General features: G+C 70.2%; 17 protein-coding genes. 9 read left to right on the forward strand and 8 right to left on the reverse strand.

Features of this window, described 5'->3' with window-relative positions; translation table 11 throughout:
• The first annotated feature begins 447 nt into the window (after window positions 1-447).
• The 4 genes from leuS to ptsP all read left to right on the forward strand — a co-directional run bounded on the left by leuS (window position 448) and on the right by ptsP (window position 7,812).
• On the forward strand, window positions 448-3,300 hold the full coding sequence (gene leuS / locus LY41_RS12775) for a leucine--tRNA ligase (protein WP_253864199.1): 2,853 nt from the start codon (window positions 448-450) through the stop codon (window positions 3,298-3,300).
• Window positions 3,301-3,697: 397 nt separating this feature from the next.
• On the forward strand, window positions 3,698-4,693 hold the full coding sequence (locus LY41_RS12780) for a hypothetical protein (RefSeq protein WP_253864201.1): 996 nt from the start codon (window positions 3,698-3,700) through the stop codon (window positions 4,691-4,693).
• 484 nt (window positions 4,694-5,177) lie between these two features.
• On the forward strand, window positions 5,178-6,152 hold the full coding sequence (locus LY41_RS12785) for a ribokinase (RefSeq protein ID WP_253864202.1): 975 nt from the start codon (window positions 5,178-5,180) through the stop codon (window positions 6,150-6,152).
• 31 nt (window positions 6,153-6,183) lie between these two features.
• A complete protein-coding gene (gene ptsP, locus LY41_RS12790) occupies window positions 6,184-7,812 on the forward strand; it encodes a phosphoenolpyruvate--protein phosphotransferase (protein WP_253864204.1) in 1,629 nt (542 codons plus the stop codon).
• A 69-nt stretch (window positions 7,813-7,881) separates the two neighbouring features.
• Here the strand turns inward: ptsP and LY41_RS12795 are convergent, their stop codons facing one another.
• From LY41_RS12795 to LY41_RS12810, 4 genes are all read right to left on the reverse strand, one after another.
• Window positions 7,882-8,730: a DUF1707 SHOCT-like domain-containing protein gene (locus LY41_RS12795; protein WP_308292243.1), complete on the reverse strand. Its 849-nt coding sequence runs from the start codon at window positions 8,728-8,730 to the stop codon at window positions 7,882-7,884.
• Window positions 8,731-8,902: 172 nt separating this feature from the next.
• Window positions 8,903-9,556: a response regulator gene (locus LY41_RS12800; RefSeq protein WP_253864205.1), complete on the reverse strand. Its 654-nt coding sequence runs from the start codon at window positions 9,554-9,556 to the stop codon at window positions 8,903-8,905.
• Window positions 9,553-10,707: a MacS family sensor histidine kinase gene (macS, locus tag LY41_RS12805; RefSeq protein ID WP_253864206.1), complete on the reverse strand. Its 1,155-nt coding sequence runs from the start codon at window positions 10,705-10,707 to the stop codon at window positions 9,553-9,555. The genes LY41_RS12800 and macS overlap by 4 nt, the downstream gene beginning before the upstream one ends.
• A gap of 13 nt (window positions 10,708-10,720) precedes the next feature.
• Window positions 10,721-11,875: an AI-2E family transporter gene (locus LY41_RS12810; protein ID WP_253864574.1), complete on the reverse strand. Its 1,155-nt coding sequence runs from the start codon at window positions 11,873-11,875 to the stop codon at window positions 10,721-10,723.
• Window positions 11,876-12,365: 490 nt separating this feature from the next.
• Between LY41_RS12810 and LY41_RS12815 the strand changes: the two genes are divergently transcribed.
• A complete protein-coding gene (locus LY41_RS12815; RefSeq protein ID WP_253864207.1) occupies window positions 12,366-13,766 on the forward strand; it encodes a hypothetical protein in 1,401 nt (466 codons plus the stop codon).
• A gap of 194 nt (window positions 13,767-13,960) precedes the next feature.
• Window positions 13,961-17,188: a hypothetical protein gene (locus tag LY41_RS12820; protein WP_253864208.1), complete on the forward strand. Its 3,228-nt coding sequence runs from the start codon at window positions 13,961-13,963 to the stop codon at window positions 17,186-17,188.
• A gap of 110 nt (window positions 17,189-17,298) precedes the next feature.
• Here the strand turns inward: LY41_RS12820 and LY41_RS12825 are convergent, their stop codons facing one another.
• Entirely contained in the window at window positions 17,299-18,066 is a 768-nt protein-coding gene (locus tag LY41_RS12825) for a dioxygenase family protein (protein ID WP_253864209.1), read from the reverse strand.
• Window positions 18,067-18,550: 484 nt separating this feature from the next.
• Complete coding sequence (locus tag LY41_RS12830; protein ID WP_253864210.1) at window positions 18,551-19,162, reverse strand: class I SAM-dependent methyltransferase; 612 nt, start codon at window positions 19,160-19,162, stop codon at window positions 18,551-18,553.
• A gap of 132 nt (window positions 19,163-19,294) precedes the next feature.
• Here LY41_RS12830 and LY41_RS12835 point away from each other — a divergent pair, with 132 nt between their 5' ends.
• The 3 genes from LY41_RS12835 to LY41_RS12845 all read left to right on the forward strand — a co-directional run bounded on the left by LY41_RS12835 (window position 19,295) and on the right by LY41_RS12845 (window position 21,788).
• Window positions 19,295-19,876, forward strand: a complete 582-nt coding sequence (locus LY41_RS12835; protein WP_253864211.1) for a helix-turn-helix domain-containing protein — start codon at window positions 19,295-19,297, stop codon at window positions 19,874-19,876.
• 158 nt (window positions 19,877-20,034) lie between these two features.
• Window positions 20,035-20,760, forward strand: a complete 726-nt coding sequence (locus LY41_RS12840) for a dienelactone hydrolase family protein (RefSeq protein ID WP_253864213.1) — start codon at window positions 20,035-20,037, stop codon at window positions 20,758-20,760.
• Window positions 20,761-20,846: 86 nt separating this feature from the next.
• Window positions 20,847-21,788, forward strand: a complete 942-nt coding sequence (locus LY41_RS12845) for an EamA family transporter (protein ID WP_253864214.1) — start codon at window positions 20,847-20,849, stop codon at window positions 21,786-21,788.
• A gap of 12 nt (window positions 21,789-21,800) precedes the next feature.
• Here the strand turns inward: LY41_RS12845 and dnaB are convergent, their stop codons facing one another.
• Window positions 21,801-24,392, reverse strand: a complete 2,592-nt coding sequence (gene dnaB / locus LY41_RS12850) for a replicative DNA helicase (RefSeq protein ID WP_253864215.1) — start codon at window positions 24,390-24,392, stop codon at window positions 21,801-21,803.
• Between the two features lie 630 nt (window positions 24,393-25,022).
• Window positions 25,023-25,811 carry an ESX secretion-associated protein EspG gene (locus LY41_RS12855; RefSeq protein WP_253864216.1) on the reverse strand — a complete coding sequence of 263 codons (789 nt, stop codon included), beginning with the start codon at window positions 25,809-25,811 and terminating at the stop codon, window positions 25,023-25,025.
• Between the last annotated feature and the right edge of the window lie 52 nt (window positions 25,812-25,863).

Here is a 25,863-nt window from a genome sequence, read left to right on the forward strand (position 1 = left end):
TCACGAACCCGAGAATACGCAGTCGCACCGGTCGTCATGTCGACACCCGAATCCGCTGTGCGCGGCGTCATGTCCGCATGTGCCCCGGCGATCCCGGCGATCCCGGCGGCGCCCTTGCAGCACCCGGCCTTTTGCAGCACCCGGCCTTTGCGACACCCGTGGCCGTTGCCCGCACGGTGTGCCGGCCCCGGGCAGGCCGCGGACGCCCCCCCCGGACGCCGCCGGAACGCCTCCGGACCAGCACGCCTACGTAAACCGGGTGACGTCGGGAGTTATCATGGGGACGTGAATTCGGCGAGCCTGCTCCTTAGCCGGCCGCGCTGACCGCGACCGGCGGTCGGCGCGGCGAACCCCTCATGCCTCCAGGCTGAGGGGTCGATTGCTTTTCAGGGCGTTCAATCCCATGCCACAGGCGGCAGGCCACGAGTGCGGAAAGGTTCCGGCGAGATGACAGACGGCAGCGACACGACCCCGGCGCAGCGGTACAACGCGGCGCTGGCCGGGCAGATCGAGCGGCGCTGGCAGGACTACTGGTCCGACCACGGCACCTACCATGCGCCCAACCCGGCGGGCCCGCTCTCCGACGAGTCCGCACCGATGCCGTCCGACAAGCTGTTCGTGCAGGACATGTTCCCGTATCCGTCGGGCTCGGGGCTGCACGTCGGTCACCCGCTGGGCTTCATCGGCACCGACGTGTTCGCGCGGTACAACCGCATGATCGGCCGGAACGTGCTGCACACGATGGGCTTCGACTCGTTCGGTCTGCCCGCGGAGCAGTACGCCGTGCAGACCGGTACGCACCCGCGCACCACGACCGAGAACAACATCGAGCGGTACCTGGACCAGATCCGCCGTCTGGGTTTCGGCCACGACGAACGCCGCCGCATCGCGACCACGGACATCGAGTTCTACAAGTGGACGCAGTGGATCTTCCTGCAGATCTTCAACTCCTACTACGACGACCGCGAGAACAAGGCGCGCCCGATCGCGGAGCTGGAGAAGCAGTTCGCCGCCGGTGAGCGCGAGACGCCGGACGGTCGCGCCTGGTCGGAGCTGTCGGCCGACGAGCAGCGGCAGATCATCGACGAGTACCGGCTGGTGTACATCTCCGAGGCGCCCGTCAACTGGGCCCCCGGCCTGGGCACGGTCGTCGCGAACGAGGAGGTCACCGCCGAGGGCCTGACCGAGCGTGGCAACTTCCCCGTGTTCCGCAAACCGCTGCGGCAGTGGATGATGCGGATCACCGCCTACGCCGACCGCCTTGTCGACGACCTGGAACTGCTGGACTGGCCCGAGAAGGTCAAGTCGATGCAGCGCAACTGGATCGGCCGCTCCCGCGGTGCGAACGTCCGGTTCCCCGTCGGCGACGACACCATCGAGGTGTTCACCACGCGGCCGGACACGCTGTTCGGGTCGACGTACATGGTCCTGGCGCCCGAGCACCCCCTGGTCGACAAGCTGACCACCGACGCCTGGCCGGAGGGCGCGAAGGAGGCGTGGACCGGCGGCGCCGCGACCCCGGCCGAGGCCGTCGAGGCGTACCGCAAGGAGACCGCGCGCAAGTCCGACCTGGACCGGCAGGAGACCAGGGACAAGACCGGCGTCTTCACCGGATCGCATGCGACGAACCCGGCCAACGGCGAGGCCGTGCCGGTGTTCATCGCCGACTACGTGCTGATGGGGTACGGCACGGGTGCCGTCATGGCGGTGCCCGCGCACGACGAGCGCGACTTCGAGTTCGCAACCGAGTTCGAGCTGCCGATCCTGTACACCGTCGAGGCGCCGGACGGCCACTCGACCGCCGAGGCCTACACCGGTGACGGCACGGCGATCAACTCGACCAACGAGGACATCAGCCTGAACGGCCTCGGCGTCGACGACGCCAAGAAGGCCATCATCGGCTGGCTGGAGGACAAGGGTCACGGCGAGGGCACCGTGCAGTACAAGCTGCGCGACTGGCTGTTCGCGCGGCAGCGGTACTGGGGCGAGCCGTTCCCGGTCGTCTACGACGAGCACGGCACGGCGATCCCGCTGCCCGAGGACCAGCTGCCCGTCGTGCTGCCGGACGTCGACGAGTACTCGCCGAAGACGTTCGATCCGGACGACTCCGAGTCCGAACCCGAGCCGCCGCTGGCGAAGGCGACCGACTGGGTCGAGGTCACGCTGGACCTGGGCGACGGGCCGAAGACGTACCACCGCGACACCAACGTGATGCCGCAGTGGGCCGGTTCGTGCTGGTACCAGCTGCGCTACATCGACCCGACGAACGACGAGCAGTTCGTCGACCCGGAGAACGAGCAGTACTGGATGGGTCCGCGTGCCGCCGAGCACGGCGCCGACGATCCGGGCGGGCTGGACCTGTACGTCGGCGGCGTGGAGCACGCGGTGCTGCACCTGCTGTACTCACGGTTCTGGCACAAGGTGCTGCACGACCTGGGCTTCGTCTCGTCGGCCGAGCCGTACCGGAAGCTGTACAACCAGGGCTACATTCAGGCTTACGCCTACACCGACTCCCGCGGCGTGTACGTGCCCGCCGAGGAGGTGACCGAGTCGGAAGGCAAGTACTTCTACGGTGACGAAGAGGTCACCCGCGAGTACGGGAAGATGGGCAAGAGCCTGAAGAACTCGGTCGCGCCGGACGAGATGGCCGACACCTTCGGCGCCGACACCTTCCGGTTCTACGAGATGTCCATGGGCCCGCTGATGGACTCGAAGCCGTGGGCGACGAAGGACGTCGTCGGTGCGCACCGGTTCCTGCAGCGGCTGTGGCGACTGATCGTGGACGAGACCACGGGTGAGCTGCGCGTTTCCGACGACGAGTTGTCCGAGGCGGACCTCAAACAGCTGCACAAGACCGTCGCGAGCGTGCGCGAGGACTATGCGGAGCTGCGGTTCAACACGGCCGGTGCGAAGCTGATCGAGCTGAACAACCACGTCACGAAGACGTACAGCTCCGCCGGGGCCACGCCGCGCGCGCTGGCCGAGCCGATGGTGCTGATGCTGGCGCCGCTGTGCCCGCACATCGCCGAGGAGCTGTGGTACCGCCTGGGCCACCCGGACACGCTGGTGCACGGCCCGTTCCCGGTGGCCGACGAGAAGTACCTGGTCGACGACACGATCGAGTACCCGATCCAGGTCAACGGCAAGGTGCGTTCGCGGATCACGGTGACCGCCGATGCCGGCCAGGGCGATGTCGAATCGGCAGCGCTGGCGGACGAGAAGGTCGTGGAGGCCCTGTCCGGAGGCGAGCCGAAAAAGGTGATCGTCGTGCCGGGCAAGCTGGTCAACGTCGTCGTCTGAGCCGCCGGGGTTGGGTGCCCCCAAGGGCACCTTCGGGGCGCTCAACGCCCCTAAAGTTCCCTTCGCATCCGTCGCGGTGTGTCCGTCGCGGTGTCCGCTCACGACGGCTCGCCGCCGCTCGCAACGGCTTGCCGCGGCTCACGGTGGGTCGCGGCAAGCCGATGGCGTCATCGAACGACGATCAACAGCCGACGGGCATCCAGCGTGTGGCTGTACCTCGGGGTTTTGGTCGCATCCCGCGAGACGACGATGTCCGGCGTGGATACCTTGCGCGCTCCGGAGACACTGATCCGGAAACTCTGATCCTGAAATCTGAGTTGTCCACAACGACCGAGTTGTCCACAGGTAGGCGGAGAATCCGTTCCGGTGGTGCTCGTCGGACATCAGTATCGGATGTGTGAGACGAGGACGATGGGCAGACGACCTCGAGACGCTCCGCATCCGCAGCAGGCTCGAGGTCGTCCGGGCCGCAACGCTGCAGGAACTGACAATGGACCGGCGAACCGTATATCGGCGATGTCTGCCCGGCGGGCCGTGGCGGTGGTTGCTGCCCGGAATCATCATGCTCCAGAACGCCGAGCCCACTCACGAGCAACGGCTGATCGCCGCGCTGCTGTACGGCGGTCCGAACGCCGTCATCACCGGACTCGACGCATGTCAGCGACAGGGTTTGAACGTCGGAGAGCGCGAGGTGTCCGCGCACGGCGACAAGATTCACCTTCTGATTCCGCATGCGCACCGCATCAAGAGTTCCGGGTTCGTACTCGTCGAACGAACGCTCCGGATGCCGAAAGCGCGGCACATTCGCGATGTTCCGGTGACGCCCGTCACACGTGCAGCTCTCGATGCTGCGCGGCGCATGCGAGCCGATGAGCCCGTGGCCAACCTGTTGTTCGAGGCGGCCCGGCACGGCGGATGCTCGCGCGAACTGCTCCGCGAGGAACTCGACGTCGGTGGTCAGCGAGGTACCGCGATACCTCGTCGAATTCTCGGCGAGACACGTCACCTGCGATCCGTCGCGGAACTGGATGCCAAACGGCTGGTCGCCGCGACGGCACGTCCGCCGACGCATTGGAACCCCAGGTTGTTCACCGCCAACGGGCGATATGTCGCGACCCCCGATGCATGGTGGGACGACGTCGGGCTCGCATGGGAGATCGATTCGGCGGCCTTTCACTACTCCCGCGATGCCTTCAATCGGACGGTGAACCGCAATTCCCGCTACGGCCGATCAAGCGTTCCGGTGGTCTGCACTCTGCCGTCGGAGCTGCGGAGCAATCCCGACGGGGTTCTGCGGAGTCTGGACGAGGCCTACCACGAGGCGGCCGCGCGAACCCGGCCCGACGTGCGGATCGTCTGTGACGGTGAGCAGGGGCCGGCTCTGCGGGAGTGACCATCCGGCAGACGCCGCTGTGCCGTCGATGGGAAGCTGTTATGCCGCCGACGGGACACCGCCGTGCGCGTGGGCGTGCTTGGTCAAGGGAGAGTTCGGGGCTCTCAACGCCCCGAAGGTGCCCTTCGGGGCACGCCTGGCCGGGGCACGCCGGACGCTTCGTGAGTCCTCGCCATGAAGTCGGGGCGCCGCCGGCACCGATCACTCGGGGGGCTACGTGACCGATGCCGGCGACCCGACGCCCGACTGGACCGAACGGCCCAGCCGGACAACACACCGCGCGATCGCGGTATGACTGAGAGAGTCCATCCGGACTCGAACCATGACGCCGACGTTCCTGTGTCACTCGAAAGTAGGTACGCCTGCGCTGGGTGGTCCACCCGATTGTTGCACTGATCGACTCTGTAATTACAAAACTTTTCACATCCGCGGCCGGGTATCTGCATTTGCAAATGCCGTCGCGCGGGCATGGCAGGGTGTAGGGGTGACCGCAGCTGTTCTCGTCGTCGGCTCCGCCAATGCCGACCTCGTCGTCGCCACGGATCGCCGTCCCGCAGGCGGGGAGACCGTCCTCGGAGGCGACACGCGGATCCTTCCCGGCGGCAAGGGCGCGAACACGGCCGTGGCCGCGGCCCGTCTCGGCGCCGACGTGGCACTGATCGGCGCCGTCGGCGACGACGCACACGGCAGGCTCCTGCTCGACTCGCTCCGCGGCTCCGGGGTCGGCACCGACCGCGTACTCGTGGTCGACCGGCCGACCGGCGCCGCGTACATCACCGTGACCCCCGACGGCGAGAACTCGATCCTCGTCTCCCCCGGCGCCAACCATGCACCGGCGCCTGCCGACGTGGGCGACCCGGCCGGTGCCAAGGTGCTCGTTGCCTCGCTCGAGGTGCCGATCGATGTCGTCGAGCACGCCATTGCCGCGGCCGCACGTGCCGGCGTCCGCACGGTCCTGAACCTCTCGCCCACGGCGAAACTGTCCGACGACACCTTGCGGGCGCTCGACGTGCTGGTGGTCAACGAACACGAGGCCTCCTGGCTGCTGGGGACCTACTCCGCAGGCAGCGGCGACAGCGCCGACAGTGCCGACAGTGGCGCCGACAGCGCAGATGCCGCCGACGGCGCCGACGGTGCGAACAGCGCAGGCGCTGCCGATCACGGCAGGCTGCTCGACCTCGGGCCGGACGCGGTCGTGATCACGCGCGGCCCCGACGGCGCGGTCGTCGCCACCCGCGACGAACACGGTCGGGTCGAGCAGATCACGGTGGCGTCGCCGCAGGTCACCGCCGTGGACACGACCGGAGCCGGGGACGCCTTCGCCGGTGCCCTCGCCACGTGGCTGGCCTCCGGTGCGACGGTGGCCGACGCGGCGCGCCGGGCCGCCGAGGTGGCCGCGGTGTCGGTGACGAAGCGCGGCGCCCAGCCCTCGTACCCGCAGCTCGACGATTTAAGCTGAGTTTTCCGATCAGTTTGGGAGGATCAGGTACATGGCCGAGGCGAAGTTGTCCGGCGTCGGCGTCAGCCCCGGCCGCGCGAGCGGCCCGGTCGTACGGGTCACCGACTCCATCGAGGAACCGGCCAGCACACCGGGGCCCGACGACCCGTATGCCGACTCCGCCCTGATCGGGCCCGCGGCCGAAAAGGTGGCCGGCCGGCTCGAATCGATGGCGGCCGCCGCGACCGGTGACGCCGCCGCGATCCTCACCACCACCGCCGCGATGGCCGCGGACCCTTCGCTGGTCAGCCAGGCCGAGCAGCTCGTCACCGCACAGCGCATCCCCGCGGCTCGCGCCGTCTACGAGGCGGCGGGCCACTTCGCGCAGGCACTGACCAACGCGGGCGGGTACATGGCCGAACGGGTTCGCGACGTCCACGACGTGCGTGACCGGATCATCGCCGAGATCCTCGGCGTCGCTCCGCCCGGCGTCCCGGAGCTGACCACCCCGAGCGTGCTCGTCGCCCGCGACCTGGCCCCGGCGGACACGGCCGGCCTCGACCCGGCGAAGGTCCTCGCGCTCGTCACCGAGGAGGGCGGTCCGACCAGCCACACGGCGATTCTCGCGCGGTCGATCGGCATCCCGGCGATCGTGGCCGTGCGGGGTGCGCTGAGCTTCGACGCCGAGGCGCTGGTCGTCGACGGCGACGCGGGCACCGTCGAAGCGGCCGATCCGGCGGCACCCGTCGTCACCGCCACCGCGGGAGGCGCCGCCGAGTGGAACGGCACCGGTGAAACGTCCGACGGCCATGCCGTGAAGGTGCTGGCGAACGTCGGAGCGCCCACCGATGCCCGCGCCGCAGCCGACGCGGGCGCCGAAGGTGTGGGCCTGTTCCGCACGGAATTCTGCTACCTCGACGCCGACGACGAACCCGGTGTCGAGGGGCAGCGCTCGGCCTACGGCGCGGTTCTCGAGCCGTTCCGCGGTAAGCCGGTCATCGTGCGCACCCTCGACGCGGGAGCCGACAAGCCGTTGGCGTTCCTCTCGCCCGAGGCGGAGCCGAACCCGGCGCTCGGCGTCCGTGGCGTGCGCGTGGCGTTCGACCGGCCCGGCGTGCTCGACCGCCAGCTCGAGGCCATCGCGGGTGCGACCGCGGATTCGGGTGCCGAGGTCGCGGTCATGGCGCCCATGGTCGCGACCGCCGACGAGGCCGCGTGGTTCGCCGAGCGGGCGCGGGCGGCCGGGATCGCGCGCGCGGGCGTGATGATCGAGGTGCCCGCCGCGGCGCTGAGTGCTCGCGAGGTGCTGGACGCCGTGGATTTCGTGTCCGTCGGTACCAACGACCTCGCCCAGTACACGTTCGCCGCCGATCGGCAGCTCGGTGCCGTGGCCACGCTCAACGACCCGTGGCAGCCCGCGTTGTTGCGGCTCATCGGCCTGGTCGGTGAGGCGGCCAAGGCGACCGGCAAGCCTGCGGGCGTGTGCGGTGAGGCCGCCGCCGACCCGGGGCTCGCCAGGGTGCTGGCCGGTCTCGGCGTGACGAGCTTGTCGATGAACGCCGCGTCGGTGCGTGCCGTCGGGGCCGGGCTGGCCGGCGTGACGCTGGCCGAATGCGAACGCGCCGCCGAAAAGGCACTGGCCGCCCCGACCGCGCAGGCGGCCCGCACCGCAGCGAAGTAGCTCGGTCCGTGAGCAGGGCACACTGACGGAGACATCGAGGCCGCGGCGGCTCCGTCGGCTCGAGGCTCGTCAGCCGAACCAGTTGCGGCGCGAGTACCGGACGGTCATCGAACCGCCGATGACCCGGCCCGTCACGACGATCCGCGGGGTTCCCGTGGCGCGGGTCGAGTCGGTCTTGTCGGTGAGCGACGACCACTTCAGCTCGTCCAGCCCGTTCAGGTCCACGGATGCCTGCTCCGGCACGATCAGGTTCACCGAACCCCACTTCGTGTCCAGGTCGACATGCACCGTGCCGCTCGTGAACTCGGCCGACGAGAAGTCGAGCTTCGTCTCGCCGTACTTGTTGCGCACCAGCATTTCCGGCGGCACCTGCCACCGGCCGCGTCGCACGAGCGTGCTGCCGACTCCCTTGATCTCGACGCGCCTGCCCGACACGGGCCGCTCTCCGGGAAGCTGCTGACCGCCCACTGCGCTCCCACTCATTGCGGCCCCGGCCGTGCCCGGTGCCGGTACCGCGTCCTCGTGCCGCAGCCCCGGTAGATCGGTCAGTACCGCGTTCAGTTCACCCCGTGTCTGCGCGCCGAGCGTCGTGTCGGTCCGCTCGGTGAACTCGTCCAGATTCAGCATGCCGTGACCGATCGCGCGCTGGAGGAGCTCGACGACGTGCTCCCGCTCGGCATCGGACACGCGCAGGTTCCGCAGTCGCTCCCGCTCGGTCGCGCCGGGCGCCGGCCCGCTCTCGGGCGCCGGCTCGGGTCCGGGAGCCGACCGGGTCGCGTCGGCCGTCGCGGCCGGGCCGGTGTTGGCCGTGGCATCCGCAGGAGTGGTACCCGCAGGAGTGGCACCCGCAGGAACAGCACCCGTCCCACCGAGGGCGTTTCCGCCGGTGTCCGTCGCGTCGCCGGAGTTCTCAGTCACACCGAGCACGGTACGGCCGGCGCGCTCGCGCCGGATCCGGGAAACCCCTGAGAACCGCCCCGGAATCTCCGCCGGGACGCCCGCGGATCCGGACTGCGACGGCGCCACACCGACACTGCCCGGGCGGTCCCGGACCGCCCGGCTGCCCCAGTGGCTCCCCGGCTCCCGAGGGTCACTCCTGCTCCTGGTCGAGGCCGTGCTCGATGGCGTACCGGGCGAGCTCGACGCGGTTGTGCAGCTGGAGTTTCCGCAACGTCGACTGCACGTGGTTCTCCACGGTGCGGTGCGAGATGACGAGGCGGTCGGCGATCTGCCGCGCCGTCAGGCCCTTGGCGACGAATCGCAGCACATCCTGTTCGCGCTGTGTCAGCTGCGGCGGCGGACCGCCCGAACTCGGGGTCTCGGCCATCCGCCGGTACTCGCCGAGCACCATCCCGGCCAGACCGGCGGTGAATACCGGGTCACCGTCGGCGGTGCGCCGCACGGCGTCGACCAGCTCGGTCACGGACGCGGACTTGACGAGGTAGCCCGACGCTCCGGCCTTGACGGCCTCCAGCACGTCGGCGTGCTCGCCGCTCGCCGACAGGACGAGCACCCGGGTGTCGCTCAGCTGCTGCACGATCGCCCTGATCGCGTCCACCCCGGATTGCTCGCCGAGGTTGAGGTCCATCAGCACGACGTCGGGTGTGACCGTGGCCGACACCCGCACCGCCGAGTCGACATCGGCCGCCGTGGCGCGCACGTCGAAGCCGTGTTCGCCCAGGTCGCGCGCGACGCCGTCCCGCCACATCGGATGGTCGTCGACGATCATCACCGACACCGTCATCGGGTGGTCCTCCTTCGGTCGACCGGTCGTGGCAGGTGTATTTCCCACTCGGTTCCCGCACCGGGTGCGGTGTCGAGCCGAGCCGTTCCACCCAGTTCGGCGAGGCGGGCCCTGATGGATTGCGCGACGCCGAGGTGTCCTTCCTCGGCTGCCGCTTCGAGCCGGCCCTCGGGGATGCCGGGGCCGTCGTCCCGGACGGTCAGCACGATCTCGTCGGAGAGCTCTTCGAGCAACACCCACGCCTTCGCGCCCTCGCCCGCGTGCTTGTCCACGTTGGACAGGGCTTCCTGCACGGCCGTGAGCAGTTCGGTGACCGTGTCCGCGGGCAGTCGCACCTCGCAGGCGGGTCCGGAGACCTGCACCCGTGACGTCGCCAGCACGCCGAGCGCGGCGCGCAGGTCGGCGTCACCGTCGCTGGGGCCCAGCGGCTCCGACGTCACGAGCGCCCTGAGCGCGATCTCCTGTTCGCCTGCCTGATTGGCGAGTTCCGCCGCTTCGCCGCCGAGTTCGGCGCCGCGCCTGCGTACCCGCGCGAGCACCTGCAGCACGCTGTCGTGGATGGAGCGGGCGAGGCGTTCGCGTTCGGCGGTGGCGGCCTCGGTGCGCATCGCCCGCGAGACCGCGGCCTGCGACCGCCGGGCCGTCGTCGCGGCCATACCGATGATCATGCCGCTGGCGAACAGCAGCAGCCCGTCACGCGCGACGTCGAGGTCGAACGTCCACCGGGAGACACCGGTGGAGACGGCGACGATCAGCCCGCCTGCCGCCCCTCCGACGGCACCGAACCGCGCCCCGGCCGTCAACGGCGCGACGGACGCCCACACCGTCGTCAGCAGCGGCGCGGTGATGGCGAACTGGTAATCCGACAGCGCCAGCGGCGAGAGCAACATGATCGTGCAGGTCACCGCCACGTCCGCCACGACGAGGCCGGCCCACCGGGAACGCACGCGCACGAACGCGGCGGTCGTCACGATCGACCACACGACCATCACGGCGAACGCGGCCCACGCCAGCGTCAGATTGCGGTACTCGTCGAGGTGGACGATCACCGCACCCAGCGCGAACGCCAGCGTCATCCAGCGCAGCACGATCGTTCCCCACCACAGTGGGGTCACTGCGTCGTGCAGGTTCGGTTTTTGTGCGGTCGTCATCGGGGCCGCCTGGCTACTCCTCGGATCTGTCTGATTCGCCGGTTGTCACGGTAGTGCCGGTGGTCGTGGCACGGGATCCGGCGTCCGGTTCGCCGTCGGAGTCCGTACCGCCGTGGTCCGTACCGCCGGAGTCCGACTCGGCGTCGTCCGCATCGGTTCCCTCTCCGGGTTCGGTGCCGTGCACCAGTGACTGGATGCCCGCGTTCAGGACCGCGAGCAGCGGAACGGCCAGCAGGGCACCGGGGATACCCGCGACGGTCAGGCCGACGGTGATCGCGAGGACGACGGCCAGCGGGTGCAGCTGCACCGAACGGCCCAGCAGCAGCGGCTGCAGCACGTTGCCTTCGACCTGCATCACGCCGACCACGATCGCCAGCACGACGAGCGCGGCGAGGAAGCCGTTGGTCACCAGGGCCACGAGTACGGCTACCGCCCCGGTGACGACGGCACCGATGATCGGGACGAACGCGCCGAGGAAGATCAGGGTGGACAGCGGCACCACGAGGGGAACGCCCATGATCCACAGGCCGGCGCCGATGAGGACGGCGTCCACGACGGCGACGGCGGCGGTCGCGCGCACGTAGTTGATCAGCGAGGTGAACGCCCGGCGGCCTGCGACGTCGACCCGGGTGCGCGCGTTGCGGGGCACGCCGCGGATGAGGAACGTCCAGATCTGGTTCCCGCTGGTCAGGAAGAAGATGAGAATGAAGAGCGTCAGCAGGAACCCGGTCAGGAACGTGCCGATGGTGCCTGCCGTGGTCAGTGCGCTCGAGGTGACCGCGGCCTGGTTCTCCTGGATGAACTGGACGCCGTTGTTGATGGCGTCCTGGATCTGCGTCTGCTGCAGGTGCAGGGGCCCGTTGATGAGCCAGTCCTCGATCTGTTCGAGGCTCTGCGACACCTGTTGCTGCAGGGCGGGCAGGCCTTCGGTGAACTGGATGATGACGAACGTCAGCAGTCCGCCGACGACGCCGAGCCCGCCGATCAGCACGATCACCGCCGACACCGGTTGCGGCAGGCCGATCCGCGTCAGCCGGTGTACCGCCGGGATCAGCAGCGCGGCGAGCAGCAGCGCCACCGACAGCGGGATCACGACGACGGGGAGGTAGCCGATCACTTCTCCGATGACGTACAGCGCGGCGACGATCACCAGGAACCGCCAGGCCAGCGCGGCGGCTACCCGGAATCCCCTCGGTACCGCGTAGGCAACATCGGCGTCGAGGGGGCTGTCGTGGGGTCTGCCGCCGGTGGTGGTGTTCCCGGTCTGCTGTGCCGTGTCGTCGTCCACGCGGTAACCGTATCGAGATCGACGTTGCCGTGGGCGACGAGGCGATCTACGGGCAGTGGCACTACGCCGAGTCACAGGTTGATACAGCGCGTAATTTTCACACCTTCGTGTCATCAAGTTGCGCGAGACGTGATTTCTGCGGCTCGGGTTTGCCACTCTCGTCGGCACGCGGTGAAAACCGTCGGAATTCATTTTCCGATTCTTCTTCACGTTTTGCGGGTCCGGGCGTTGGCAGCCGGGTGTTGGCAGGACGTGAAGTGCAGAGTCCGCCGTGAAGTACAGAGTCCACTGTGAAGTGCACAGCCCGCCGCGCAGGATCGAGAGGTTCTGCACGGATGAGGCTCAGGTTCGAGATTCGCGAGGAGTGTGCGTGGCAGCGACGACCCCGACACCGGACGCCCGGCGCGTCCGTCGGTGGCTGTCGCGCGCGCTCGCCGTCTCCGGAGGCGCGGCGGCCGCCACGGCGATCCTGTGGGGTATCGGTGCGACATCGGCGTCCGCCGTGGAGAACCCGCTCGGCGACGCCGGCGATGCCGATCCGGCCGCGGCCGTCCCGTTCGACTCCGAGTCCGACGACTCCCGCTCGTCCGGCCCCCACTCGCCGCAGCAACGGCCGACCGGTGGTGCAGACCACGGTGCTGCAGACTGCGACGGTGCGGACCACGACGGCGCGGATGCGCCGCGCGCGGCCGCTCCCGTCGAAGCCGGTGCAGCCGACGGCGAGTCCCAGTCCGCAGGCCACGCGGCCGGCAGGCAGCTCGCCGATGGCGGTCGGGACGCGACAGGGCTCGGCACGTGCGACGACTCCGCGGGTGGGCCGACCGACCTGCGCGGCCTGTTCGACGGCAAGCACGCCGATCGTTTCGACGCCGGCGAACTCGACAGCAGCAAACTAGACAGCAGCAGTCTCGACAGCAGCAAACTAGACAGCAGCAGTCTCGACAGCAGCGAGCTCGACAGCGGTAGTCTCGACAGCGGCGAGCTCGGGGCAGTCGGCGATGACGTGCCCGGACCGGATCCGGCAGGCGAGACCGTCGCCGCCGAGCTCGCGGAGGGCGACGACGTCGCGGGCGGAACGTGCCCGGACGCCGAGCCCGACCGTCCGGGCAGCTCCGGCGGGACGGAAACCGCGGACGGGCACGGCGCATCGGGCATTGTCGACCCGACTCGCGATGCGCTCCACGACTTCGGCGACACGCTCGATGCCCTGACCGGCTTCGACGACCTGTCCGGCGACCGGTCCGTCAACTGGACGCCCGACTGGCAGCCCGAGTGGTCCGGCTTCGACCTGCCGTGGGACGACTTCACGGCAGATCCGGCGGACCTTCCGTCGCCGTACGACGTGCCGATGGGCTCCGGTGCGCAGGCGCCCGAATCCCGGCCCCAGACCTCGGCGTACGACGCCGACACCCGCGCGTCCGGCCGCGAACGGCAGCAGCCCGTGCCGTCCACTTCGGACCACGGCCACCCCATGACCCCCGGCGTGTTCGACGCCGGTAGCGACGGTGTGAGCATCGAAGGCTCCGCCGTCGGAACCGAGCCCGGTCAGCCGGCAACACTGCCGGCTCCCGAGTTCGACCCGCAGTACGTGCCGGCCTCCGTGCCGTCGCACTCCTCGATCGCAGGCAACGCGCACGCCGACGCACCGTCCGGCGCCGTCATCACGACGGCCCGGCCGTTCGCCGTGGCCGCTGCGGGCGCTGTTACGCGCTCCGGCCTGCTGCACAAGTCGATGTCGCCGGGTTCGCAGCCCGGTGTGACGCCCGACTGATCACTTCCGCGGGGTAGCCGGCGCGCCCCTGCGGTTTTTATTTCCGCTTTTCTTTTCTCCGCGTCGGCTTTTCCTGTCCCGCATTTCCCGCGACGCGTCGTTCGGCGTGCTCGCAATCCGCCTCATGTCCCCGCGCGTACGGCGGAGCGCACCAACCCCTCAACTAGGGAACCTAGGAAAAGGAGAACCACACGATGCATACCTGGGCGAAGCGTGGATTGCAGACCGCGCTGGTGACCGGTGGCATGATGATGCTGGGCACCGGCATCGCTTCCGCAGACGAGAACGTCGACCCCGACTCCCCTGCCGGTCCGGTCGACATGGGCGTCAGCGTTCCCGTGCAGATGGAGGACAACGCGGTCGGCACCCCGATGGGGCAGTACGACCTGCCGGACGTCGACCGGGAATTCAGCTCCAAGCCTGTCACGGACAAGGTCAACGCGGCCGCCTCGACGGCGAAGACGCAGTCCCAGCCCGCCGCCGACCGTGGTGGCGAGGCCGCAAGCCCTGCCGCCGACGGGGTGGAGCCCGTGGCCGATCGCGGCACCGAGGCCCTGACCCAGACGGGCCCGCACACCGAGACGACCGAGTCCGGTGCCGGCCGCGTCACCGACGCCGTGACCCAGGCCGTGCCGCAGGGCGTGCCGCAGGGCGACCAGGCCGCCGGCACTCTCACGCAGCAGGCCGACGGGACCGACCCGCGTCAGGTGCCCGCGCCGTCCCCCGACCCCGCCGGCGACCCGTTCATGGGCAACAAGCTCGTCGGCAACATCGCGCTGCCGATCCAGATCACGGGCAACGCCGTGGGCATCCTCGGTGACGCCGAGGCGCACTCGGACGCCGAGCAGTCCTACGAGAACAACTCCGACGTCAGCACCGACGGCTCCTCCGGCGGGCTCGCGGGCAACGTCGTGGCCCTCGACTGGGCGGCGCCGGTGCAGATCTCCGGCAACGCGGGCAGCCTGTTCGGTTCGGGCAAGGCCACGGGCAGCGCCTCGCAGGACGCCATCACCACGGGAGACGTCGACACCGACGGCACCAACGGCGCCGGTGCGGGCAACATCGTCTCGCCGCAGCTGGCCACGCCGGTGCAGTTGTCGGGCAACGCCATTGCGTGGTTCCTCGGCCACTCCGAGACCGACTTCGACCCCAGCAGCTCGGCCGAGAGCGGCGGCTACCTCGCCACCAACGGCGAGGGCGGCTCCATCGCGGGCAACGTGGTGGGCGCGCCGGTCGCGCTGCCGGTGCGGGTCGCCAACAACGCGGCCACGTGGGGCGGTGACGCCGACGCGACCGGTTCGTCAATGGTCGACGCCGCCGCCGGTGACGACACGTCGCCGGGCATGCACGACATCGACAGTTTCATCCAGACGGAGGGCGAGAACGGTTTCGCCTCCGGCACGATCGCCCAGCCGCAGGTCGCGTCGCTGGCGTCGGTCACGGGCGTCGCGGGTTCGTGGATCGGCAACTCCCAGACCGTCGACACGGCGTCCGACGCGGCGATGACCGCGGGCGGTACCTCCAACACGAACGGCAACGAGGCCGCGGGCTCGGGCAACATCGCCAACGCCCCGGTGGCGCTGCCGGTGGAGATCTTCGGGGTCGGCGGCACGTGGATCGGCAACGCCCACGCCGAGGACCACGTCAACAGCACCGAGGCCACCGCGGGCGGTGACACGCTGACGCCGGGCGACGAGTCGGCACTCTCGTCCAACACGGTGTCGCCGGCGATCGGGTCGGCCGCCGAGGTGTTCGGCGTGGGCGGCAGCTGGATCGGCAACGCCTCGGGCAACGCCGAGTCCGACAAGCTCGTCGACGCGGGCGGTTACGACGGCACGCTGGCCAACGACTCCTCCGGCTCGGGCAACCTGGTGCAGGTGCCGGTCGCGACGCCGGTCGAGGTGTTCGGTGTCGGCGGCAGCTGGATCGGCCAGGGCATCGGCTACGGCGAGGAGACCAAGGAGGTCAGCGCCGGCGGTGGCGGCAACACCGTGGACGACTACGGCTTCGCGAACTCCAACCTGGTGCAGACGCCGGTGTCGCTGCCCGCGCAGGTCTTCGGTGTCGGCGGCAGCTGGATCGGCAACGGTATCGGCGAGGGTGAGACCGACACGATCAGCGAGTCCGGCGGCAACGTGACAGCCGCGGGCGACAAGGGCACGGTGGCGGGCAACATCGGCTTCGTGCCGGTGTCGCTGCCGACTCAGGTGCACGGGATCGGCGCCAGCTGGATCGGCAACGGTCACGGCACCAGCGGCAACCTCACCGACTCGTTCGCAGGCGGCGACGCCATGACCTCGGGTGAGGAAGGCTCCATCGCGGGCAACCTGGTCGAGGTGCCCGCCGGTGGCGCGGCGTCGGTGTTCGGCAACGGCGCCAACTGGATCGGCACCGCGTCGGGAACGGGCGTCAACGACGTCGTGTCCGAGGCGGGCGGCGACTCGGAGACCGTCGGTGACGGCGGTTCGATCGCGGGCAACATCGTCAGCGCAGACGCGATGCCGATCGTGTCGGCCTTCGGCAACGCGGCCAGCCTGACCGGCGTCTCCAACGGTGCCGGCGCGAACTTCGTGGACGTCACCTCGGGTGGCGACAAGGAGACCTCCGGCGTGGACGGCGCGATCTCCGGATCGATCGTCGACGTGCCGGTGACCGCGGTGGCGCAGCTGTTCGGCAACGCCGCCACGCTCGGCGGTGTCGCCAACGCCATCGGCGAGAACACGACGGTGGGCGAGTCCAGCGGCACCACCACGACGGCCGGTGACCCGCAGTCGCTGTCCGGTGTGGACTTCCAGCGTCCGATCGGCGTCGTGGCGCAGGTCTACGACGTGCCGCTCGAGCTGCTCGGCCAGGCGACCACCGTGGCCAGCAACGACACGGACCTGACCGTCGCCGACGCGCCCATCGACCCGGTCATCGACCAGCAGATCACCGGTTCGGAGATGCCGGCGACGGGCATGCCGACGACGTCGCACCTCGACGCGCTGGCCGACCGGGCGAGCGAGCTGGGGGCGTCGTCGCCGATGCAGCGTTCGGCCGCGCCGGCAGCCATGCCGTCGGCCCCGGCGCTGCCGGCCATGCCGGGCGCCGGTGACCTGCCGGTGAACGGTCTGCTGCCGGAGCTGTCCGGGGCGGCCGTGCCCGAGATGCCGGCGATGCCCGCCCAGCGTGCGGACATGCCGGCGCTGCCGGCCGACCCGACGCAGGGTGAGTTCGCGGGTGCGCTGGACGGCGTGTCGCTGAACGGCGTCGAGCTGGGTGGCACGGACATGCGTTCCGCGGAGCTGCCGGCCGACGCGCCGTCGGCCCCGGAGCTGCCGGCGGGTGCGCCGTCGCTGGGCGCCGACTCCGCGTCGGGCGCGGCCGGATCCGCGGCGGACCAGGTGGCGCTCAACGGCTACGGCCTGGGTGCGTTCGTCTGAGCCGAACCCATCCCCTGCCGGCCGCATGAGGTCGGCTGACCGAACCGCGGGCCCCGGAAGCAACGTCGCTTCCGGGGCCCGCTTCCGTGTGCGGGGTGGTCGCGGGCGGATCAGCCGAGTTGGACGGAGCGTTTCGCGAGGCCGTGCCAGTAGCCGTCGATGACGGTGCGGTGCCTGCGGTCCTCGCCGGCACCGAGGGAGACGAACAGTGGCGCGAAGTGTTCGGTCCTCGGGTGTGCGAGCTGGGCGGCGGGGGCCTTGTGGCGGAAGTCGAGCAGCGCGTCGACGTCGCCGGTGGCGAGTGCGTCTGCGCCCCAGTCGTCGAACTCGGCCGACCACGCCGGAGGTGCTCCTGCGGAGCCGTCGGTCTGGCGCATCGCGACGAGGTTGTGCGTGAAGAAGCCGCTGCCCATGATCAGCACACCGCGGTCCCGCAGCGGGGCCAGGCGGCGGCCGAAGTCGTAGAGCGCGCGGGGGTCGAGGGTCGGCAGGGACACCTGGAGAACGGGTATGTCGGCGCCGGGGTACATCTCGACGAGCGGTACGTAGGCGCCGTGGTCGAGGCCGCGGACGGGATCGTCGTGGACGTGGCCGCCGAGTAGTTTCCGCACGTCGGCAGCGAGGCCGGGCGCGCCGGGTGCCGGGTAGGTGACGTCGTAGTAGCGGTCGGGAAAGCCCCAGAAGTCGTACACGAGCGGGACGGTCGTGGTGGCGCCGATCGTGGCGGGCGCCTCTTCCCAATGGGCGGAGACGACGAGGATCGACGTCGGTTTCGGCAGGTCGGCGGCCCAGTCGGCGAGCTGGCGGGTCCAGGTGGTGTCGTCGGCGAGCGGCGGCGCCCCGTGGCTCAGGTACAGCACGGGCATCCGGTCGGTCATGACGCCTCCCTGGTGGTCGCCAACTCTCGCGCACATTGTTGAACTTTCAACAAGCCTACGTCCGGTTCGCGATTCACGCATCGAGGTGTCCGTCGCCGCAGGTCGGCCCGGAGGCGAGCGACGGCGTCATCACCGGAATCCGGATCGCCGCGACCCCGGACAAGCTCGGTTTCGCCTCCGCCCAGACTCTGCGGCCGTCACATTCCGCGCGGTACGGCAACCCTGGGCAGAGCCGTTGTGGACAGGGTGACCGCCGGTCACGACGTGCGGGTGCTGAGTCGTGGGCACGCGGGTGATCGGAGCCCCGAGTGGGTACGGGGCGATCTGTGGACGGGTGCCGGGCTTGCGCGGTGAGCCTGGCCCTGTCGGTGGGGCTGATCGCGGCCGTCGTCGAGACCACACGCCGTCTGGTCCGGATCGCGCTGGTCAGCTACCTGATAGCAGCTGTTCGACGGTGCCGTTGGCCGGGGTGATGCGCGTGTCGTCAGGGTCGTTGGCGGGCGCGGAGGACGACGTCATGAGTGTGGTGCGTGCCTTCCGGCGGGGCCGTCGTGCGGGCGCGAGTCTCGTGGCATTCGACGATCCAGTCGTCGTCGAGCAGCTCCGCGACCTGTTCGGGCTGGTAGTAGGCATACGGGTCGTGACTCTTGTCGGCTCCACGTGGATTGTGACCGACGAAAAGCAGTGTCCCGCCAGGTGTGACGGCGTCGAGGAGGCCGCGGAGTGCGCCCTGGCCCGAATCCCGGCGCAGTGGGAAGTAGTGCACGGACACGAGGTCGAACGAACCCGCGGGCGGCGGCAGGGTCGTGGGGTCGCCGTGGACCCAGCTCACGCGCTCGCCGAGGTCGTATTCGCGCGCTGCCGCGGCCGCTCGTTCCAACGCCACACGCGAGATGTCGATCGCGGTAACCCGCCACCCGCGTCGGGCGAGCCACACCACGTCGCCGCCCTCGCCGCAGCCGACGTCGAGCGCCTGCCCCGGCGGCAGGTCCGCGGTGTCGGTGACGAGGACGGTGTTGGGGTTTCCACTGAATAGCCGGTCCTGTTCGCGGTAGCGCTCGTCCCAGAATTCGGCGCCGGTCTGCTGTTGAGTCATACCGTCACGGTGCGTCCGACTGCGGCGAGTCGGCAAACTCTCTTGCCGAAACCGCAAGGCCGCACAGCGAGAGCTGGTTCATCGCGCCCCAGCCGAGTTGACAAAATGAGTTGCCGGAACTGCAATCCGGGCGTGGACGATGATTTCGACGCCGTGTTGACGGCCGTGGGGCCGCGGTTGCGGAAGCTGCGCGCGGAGGCGGACCTGACGTTGAGCGCGCTGTCCGAGGCGACGGGCATCTCGGTGAGCACGCTGTCGCGCCTCGAATCGGGGCAGCGCAAGCCGGGGCTCGATCTGCTGCTGCCGCTGGCGAAGGCGTACCGGGTGCCGTTGGACGACCTTGTCGGAGCGCCCGAGGTCGGCGATCCGCGGGTGTACCCACGGCCGATACAGTACGACGGGCTCACGGTCCTGCCGCTGACGCGCAGGCCGGGCGGGCTGCAGGCGTTCAAGCACATCCTGCCGGGCGAACTGAATGACCGGACCCCGACGCCCCGTTCCCACGAGGGCTATCACTGGCTGTACGTCCTCAACGGACGGTTGCGGGTCATCCTCGGCGAGCAGGACCTGGTGCTCATCGCGGGCGAGGTCGCCGAGTTCGACACCCATCTGCCGCACTGGTTCGGCAACGCCGATGCCCACCCCGCCGAGTTCCTCAGCATCCTCGGCCCGCAGGGCGAACGCTTCCACGTGCGCGCCAGTTACCGGCCCTGACGATCCGCAGCGGGCCTTACCCGGCCGGGGCCAGTGGCCCTCCGCGACCTGCCACCCGCGTCGGCCGGCCCGGCTGAGCCCGGTGAAACGCGCAGGGCGGGTTCCGCCCGCGGTGAACACCGGCCGGCCCGGCGCCGGTGTGGCCTACGTTCGGGTGCATGCCACCTGTCGCCACGCGCACGGTCACCTACCCCGCCGACGGCCTGACGATGATCGGGCACCTCGCACTCCCCGCCGGTTCCGGACCCCGGCCCGCGGTTCTGCTCGGGCCCGAAGGTCCTGGTCTGAACGACGTCCAGCGGCGCAGGGCCGATGCCCTCGCCGAACTCGGGTACGTGGCGCTGGCCTTCGATCTCCACGGCGGGCACTGGTTCACCGACCCGGAAGAGATGCTGGCGCGGGTGGGCCCGCTGCTCGCCGACCCCGACCGGCTGCGCGACATCGGCCACGGGGCACTCGACGTGGTGCGCGACGAGCCACGGACCGACCCCGGGCGGATCGCCGCCGTCGGTTACGGCACCGGCGGCGCGGTCGCGGTGGAACTCGGCCGTGCCGGCGTCGACCTGCGCGCCATCGGCACGGTCAACGGTCTGGTCACGGGCCGCCCGGGCGAGGCGCGGAACATCCGGTGCCCGGTGTGGGCCGGTGTCGGCTCCGAGGACCCGATCATGGCGCCCGAGCAGCGGAACGCGTTCACCGCAGAGATGCAGGACGCGGGCCTCGACTGGCGCCTCGTGGTCTACGGCGGAGCCCTGCACGCCTTCCACCATCCGACGGTGGATCAGACGGTGCTTCCCGGCGTCGGCCACCACCCGCAGCACGCCGAGCGGGCGTGGCGCGACGTCGTCGACCTGCTCGCCGAATGCCTACCCGTGACGGAGTGAGCTACTCGTGACGGAGTGAGCCGGCCGTCGCTTCCTGCCTGAAAATCCGTTGCCCACGGCGGCGAGGCCGTGGGCAGACTCCGGTGGTGGGCCTGTTGCAGAAGCCCGCGCGGGTATCGGTCCGAGCCCGCGCGACCGTGTTGAGCACGACGTCGTGGGTGCTGTTCGCGACGTCCGGGCCGGTGGCCAAGACCGTCATGGCGGCCGGATGGTCCCCGGCAGCGGTGACCTCGGCGCGGATCGGGCTGGCCGCGGCGATCCTGATACCAGTGGTCGCCGTGATGCGGCCGCAGGCGCTGCGGTTCCGCCGGGCCGAGCTGGGTCTGTTGTTCGGTTACGGCCTGCTCGGTGTGGCCGGAGTGCAGCTGCTCTTCTTCGTGGCCATCTCCCGGGTTCCGGTCGGAGTGGCGATGGTGCTGGTCAACCTGGCGCCCGCGCTGGTCGCCTTGTGGGTGCGGCTGGTGCGCCGCACCCGGCTGCCGGGACTCGTGTGGCTGGGCATCGGGCTGGCCGTGGCCGGGTTGGTGCTGGTCGCCGAGATCTGGCACGGCGTCCGACTGGACCTGATCGGCCTCGCGGCCGGGCTCGCAGCGGCGGTCTGCTCGGCCGGGTACTTCCTGATCGGCGAACGCGGCGCGAACCGGCACGATTCGTTCGGACTGACCGCAGGAGGTCTCGCGATCGGCGCGGTGGCGGTGATCGTCGTTGCGCCGCCCTGGCTGCCGGGCTCCGGGATGCTCGACGTGTCCGCGGGAATCGGCGGTCTGCACGCTCCGGTGTGGCTGATCCTGGTGCTCCTGGCAGCGCTCGGCACGGCGCTTCCCTACCTGGCCGGGCTGCGAGCGCTCCGCGATCTCCCGCCCGCTCTGGCCAGCGTGCTGAGCCTGGTGGAGCCGCTGGTCGCCGCCGGGCTGGCCTGGGTGTTGCTCGGCCAGGCGCTCGGCCCCCTGCAGCTGGTGGGCGCGGCGGCACTGCTGGCAGGCGCGGTGGTGGTACAACTGGCCGCTCCGCAGTCGGGTGCGACGTGAACCCGCAGGTGGCTACTCCTGGGCGAGGTCGGTGAAGCGGCTGTAGTGCAGCTGGTGGGCGACGGCGATCGTGCTCGTCGGACCGGCACGGTGCTTGGCCAGGATCAGGTCGGCCTCACCCGCACGCGGGTCGTCGCCCTCGAAGGCGTCGGGCCGGTGGATCAGCATGACGATGTCGGCGTCCTGCTCCAGCGAACCGGATTCACGCAGGTCCGACAGCATCGGCCGCTTGTCGGTCCGCTGTTCCGGACCACGGTTCAGCTGGCTGATCGCCACCACGGGCACCTCGAGTTCCTTCGCCAGCAGCTTCAACTGCCGCGAGAACTCGGACACCTCCTGCTGCCGCGACTCGACGCGCTTACCGGACGTCATCAGCTGCATGTAGTCGACGACGACGAGCTGCAGGTCGTTGCGCTGTTTGAGGCGGCGGGCCTTCGCGCGGATCTCCATCATCGTCAGGTTCGGCGAGTCGTCCACGAACAGTGGCGCCTCGCTGATCTCGCTCATCCGCCGCGCCAGCCGCGTCCAGTCGTCGTCGGACATCCGGCCACCGCGCATGTCGGCCAGCCGGATGCGCGCCTCCGCGGACAGCATGCGCATGACGATCTCGGTGCGGCTCATCTCCAGCGAGAAGATCGCGCTCGTCATGCCGTGTTTGATCGAGCACGACCTGGCGAAATCCAGACCCAGTGTCGAATTGTGTGTCGGGACCATGGAGCGTCCGGCCAGATACAGGTGGTCGTCGGCGCCGACCTCGACGCACCGCACCGGCACGCTGGCCACGGGGCGGACAGCCACGATGTACCGCGGGGTCGGCCGCGGGCTGCGTCCGGTGAGCCGTTCCTTGTGCAGCAGATGTTTGCGCTGCAGCCAGAAGACGCGGTCATGGGTGGTGAACGTGAGCGTGTGCGCCACCGACGTCGCCTCGGTCCGTCCGCGCACCTGCTTGGTGGCCCGGGAGCATCGGTAACCGAGGCCGGCGATCAACTCGTACACGTCGTCGGCGAGACGTTCGTCGGTGACGGAGAACTGGACGCTGCCCGAAGGGGCCACGGTTCCGTCGGTGTCGAGCAGTCCCGCCAACAGTGCCCGCCGCTGTGTTTCCGACGCGCGCAGATAGTCGGTGGGGACGTGCTTGGAGCCGAGGACACCGAGGTTCCGCAACACCGCTTGCACCGTGCCGTGGTGATCGCGGCATTCCTGGCATTGCCGCAGACCCGACGACGGCATCCCGCAGTCGGGGCAGGACGGCTGAGTAGCGGGTTCTGAGACGAAGCGGGCTCTGCCGCCGCATGACCGGCCGCACGTCTTGACGTCGCTGGTCCGCGGGACGAACGCCACGCCGCATACGACGCAGGACCGGCATTCCGTCGGTTCGGGTTTCGGGAAGCGCAGGGTGTACGAGTATCGGCCCCTCGCGGGGACGAACAACCCCGCCTCGGCTTCGAGGTAGGTGATGATCTCCGGGTCGGCGGTGGTGAACCGTGCGCCGGCGGCGTGGCCGTCGCCGAGCCAGGCACCGAGTGCGTACGGGTGCAGCGGGAGGTCGCGTTCGGGAAGATCCAGCGGCTGCGTGAGTCGCACCGAGTGGTTGATGCGGCTGTCCGCGGTGTCACACCGGACCGTGGCGGCAAGCTGCTCGGTGGTGCGGACCTCGGCGCGGGCGTTCCCCCGCCGGGAGGCGCGCGTGTCGGTCAGCCACTGGTGCTCGGCGTCCGCGACGATCACGGATCCGTCGGAGAACTCCACCTCGTAGCACGGGCGGCGGTGCATGACGTCGGTCGCGGCCACGACGGTCGTGGGCGCCCCGTCCGAGCCGATCAGCTGGTCACCCGGTTGCACCTCGCCCATCGTGGTCCACCCGGACGGAGTCGCCAGCTGCGTGTCGAGCGCGAGTGCCTTGCCCACGCCCGGCCGGGCCGCGATGATGACCATCTGGCTGGGGTGCAGGCCGTTGGTCACGTCGTCGAGGTCGTGGAAGCCGGTGGGGATGCCCTGTGCGTCACCGCCACGGGAGGCGATGGCGTCGATCTCGTCCATCGTCGGCTGGAGCAGCTCCTCCAGCGCGACGTAGTCCTCGCTGGTGCGCCGTTCGGTGACCTCGTAGATCGCGGCCTGTGCGCGGTCGACCACCTCGTTGACGTCGTTGCCGTCGCCACCGTTGCTGTCGGCGCCGTAGCCGTACTGCACGATCCGCGTGCCTGCCTCGACGAGCCGCCGCAGAACCGCCTTCTCCGCGACGATCTGTGCGTAGTACCCGGCGTTCGCCGCCGTGGGCACGGTCGCGATGAGCGTGTGCAGGTACGGTGCCCCGCCGACGCGGCTCAGCTCGCCGCGGCGCTCCAGCTCCGCCGACACCGTGATCGGGTCGGCGGGCTCGCCGCGGCCGTAGAGGTCGAGCACGCAGTCGTACACCGCCTGGTGCGCGGGCCGGTAGAAGTCGCCGGGCCGCAGCGCCTCGACGACGTCGGCGATCGCGTCCTTCGACAGCAGCATGCCGCCGAGCACGGACTGCTCCGCGGCCACGTCCTGTGGCGGCTGCCGGTCGAACGTGCCGTGCTCGCCACCGGTCGTCGCGGGACCGCGGTCGTCGGTGATCGCCACCGGTTCACACACCTCCTTCGTCGTCAGGGCATCCGTTCCGAACCGAGGACATCATCGAACGGGGGTTCGAACTACTATAGCGCAGTCCGGTCCAGCGCAGTCCGGTCCAGCGCAGTCCGGTCGCACTGTCGCACTGTCGCACTGTCGCGCCGTCGCCTGCGGCGCTGGGACGACATCTCGTGCACGGTGGACGGGCGCGCGAGGTGCACGCTAGATCGCTCGGACGGCCCAGTGCAATCGGCCCTGGGGACCGGTCCGTGCCGCGTTGTGCATTGCCTGTGGATGAGTGGGCCGATCCGGCCACAAGCGGTTGTCTACCTGTGTACAACGTGGGGAATCCGTCGTCCGGTCGAGGGAAAACACCTGCGCAAACCCTGTGGGTAGGTTGTGGATAAGTTTGTGGTCACACTTCCGGCGTGTCGTCCGGGGTTGCTCCTTCGGCGTGTCGCGGCGAGGTGGCCGCGGTACCCACCTGTGGATACCGGGGATGCCCGTGCGATCACGGCCGGTGCTGCAGGCGGGTTGTCCAGCGACCGATCGGGCGGACGGCTGCCGTCACCGCCGGTGACGGACCGGCGATCGGCCTGCTTGCCGGCGTTCAGCTGATCGGCCCGCCGGTGCTGTCGCCCGTCAGCCGGCAAGCGTGCTCTGTGCCTCACGCAGTCGGGTTCGCAGCAGATCCGGTGTCGCGGGTGCGGCGGCGAGCATCGGCTCGCCCGCGCCCGGCGTCTCCTCGACCAGCCAGCGGCCCTCGACGGTGTCGAGGTACGTGACCGGCTTCTCCGCGCGTTGCCGCTGCCCGGAGCGGTACCGTGCCGCCACGTACAGCTGCCCGCCGCCGGTGCGCTCGAGTCCGATGATGCGCTTGAACTCGGTCACGTCCTGCTGGGCCGCGTCCGGGACGTTGGAGCGCATCAACGGCATGTCCTCGTTGGCCGCAGGACGGGCCCGCCCCTCCACCGTGGCCTTGGGTACGGAGATCGTCGGCGAGTTCGCGGGGGCCTGCTGCGGCAGCTGCAACAGGAACGCGTCGAGCAGTTCTCGCGCGGGCACGCTGGCCAGCACGACCACGCCTGCCGCCTCGTTGTTGACCAGCGTGAACGCCTCGCCGCGACCGCTTCCCGCCAGCACGGAAAGGTCGACGGGTGCTCCGTCGTTCAGGCTGCTGATCCAGCCGTAGAACTCCAGTTCGGGATGGGCGATGGCTTCGACCGTTGCGAGCAGATCCGGGTGCACACCGCTGTCGTTCGCCAGCCCGACGCGGGCCAGCTCGGCGTGGACCTCGGCGTCGAGCTGCTGGAGCACGTCGCGGCTGTACCACGTGGCGCCCTTCTCGATGGTCGGGTGTGGTTCGGTGCCCGCCCGCTGGAGCAGGCGGACGAGGGTGCGGGTACGGAGAATCTCCTGGTGCTCGAGCACGGTGCTACCTCTTCGGGGTGCACGGCCCACGGGGCCGCGGGCCGGGGTTCGG

It is taken from the genome of Prauserella halophila (genome assembly GCF_024171895.1).
Taxonomy (GTDB): Bacteria; Actinomycetota; Actinomycetes; order Mycobacteriales; family Pseudonocardiaceae; genus Prauserella; species Prauserella halophila.

Excerpts from the sequence above, each read along its gene's own strand:
- LY41_RS12825 (WP_253864209.1), bottom strand. The coding sequence starts at position 18,066 with ATGACCGACCGGATGCCCGTGCTGTACCTGAGCCACGGGGCGCCGCCG.
- LY41_RS12800 (WP_253864205.1), bottom strand. The coding sequence starts at position 9,556 with ATGACGGTGTCGGTGATGATCGTCGACGACCATCCGATGTGGCGGGAC.
- ptsP (WP_253864204.1), top strand. The coding sequence starts at position 6,184 with ATGGCCGAGGCGAAGTTGTCCGGCGTCGGCGTCAGCCCCGGCCGCGCG.
- macS (WP_253864206.1), bottom strand. The coding sequence starts at position 10,707 with ATGACGACCGCACAAAAACCGAACCTGCACGACGCAGTGACCCCACTG.
- LY41_RS12830 (WP_253864210.1), bottom strand. The coding sequence starts at position 19,162 with ATGACTCAACAGCAGACCGGCGCCGAATTCTGGGACGAGCGCTACCGC.
- leuS (WP_253864199.1), top strand. The coding sequence starts at position 448 with ATGACAGACGGCAGCGACACGACCCCGGCGCAGCGGTACAACGCGGCG.
- LY41_RS12840 (WP_253864213.1), top strand. The coding sequence starts at position 20,035 with ATGCCACCTGTCGCCACGCGCACGGTCACCTACCCCGCCGACGGCCTG.
- LY41_RS12820 (WP_253864208.1), top strand. The coding sequence starts at position 13,961 with ATGCATACCTGGGCGAAGCGTGGATTGCAGACCGCGCTGGTGACCGGT.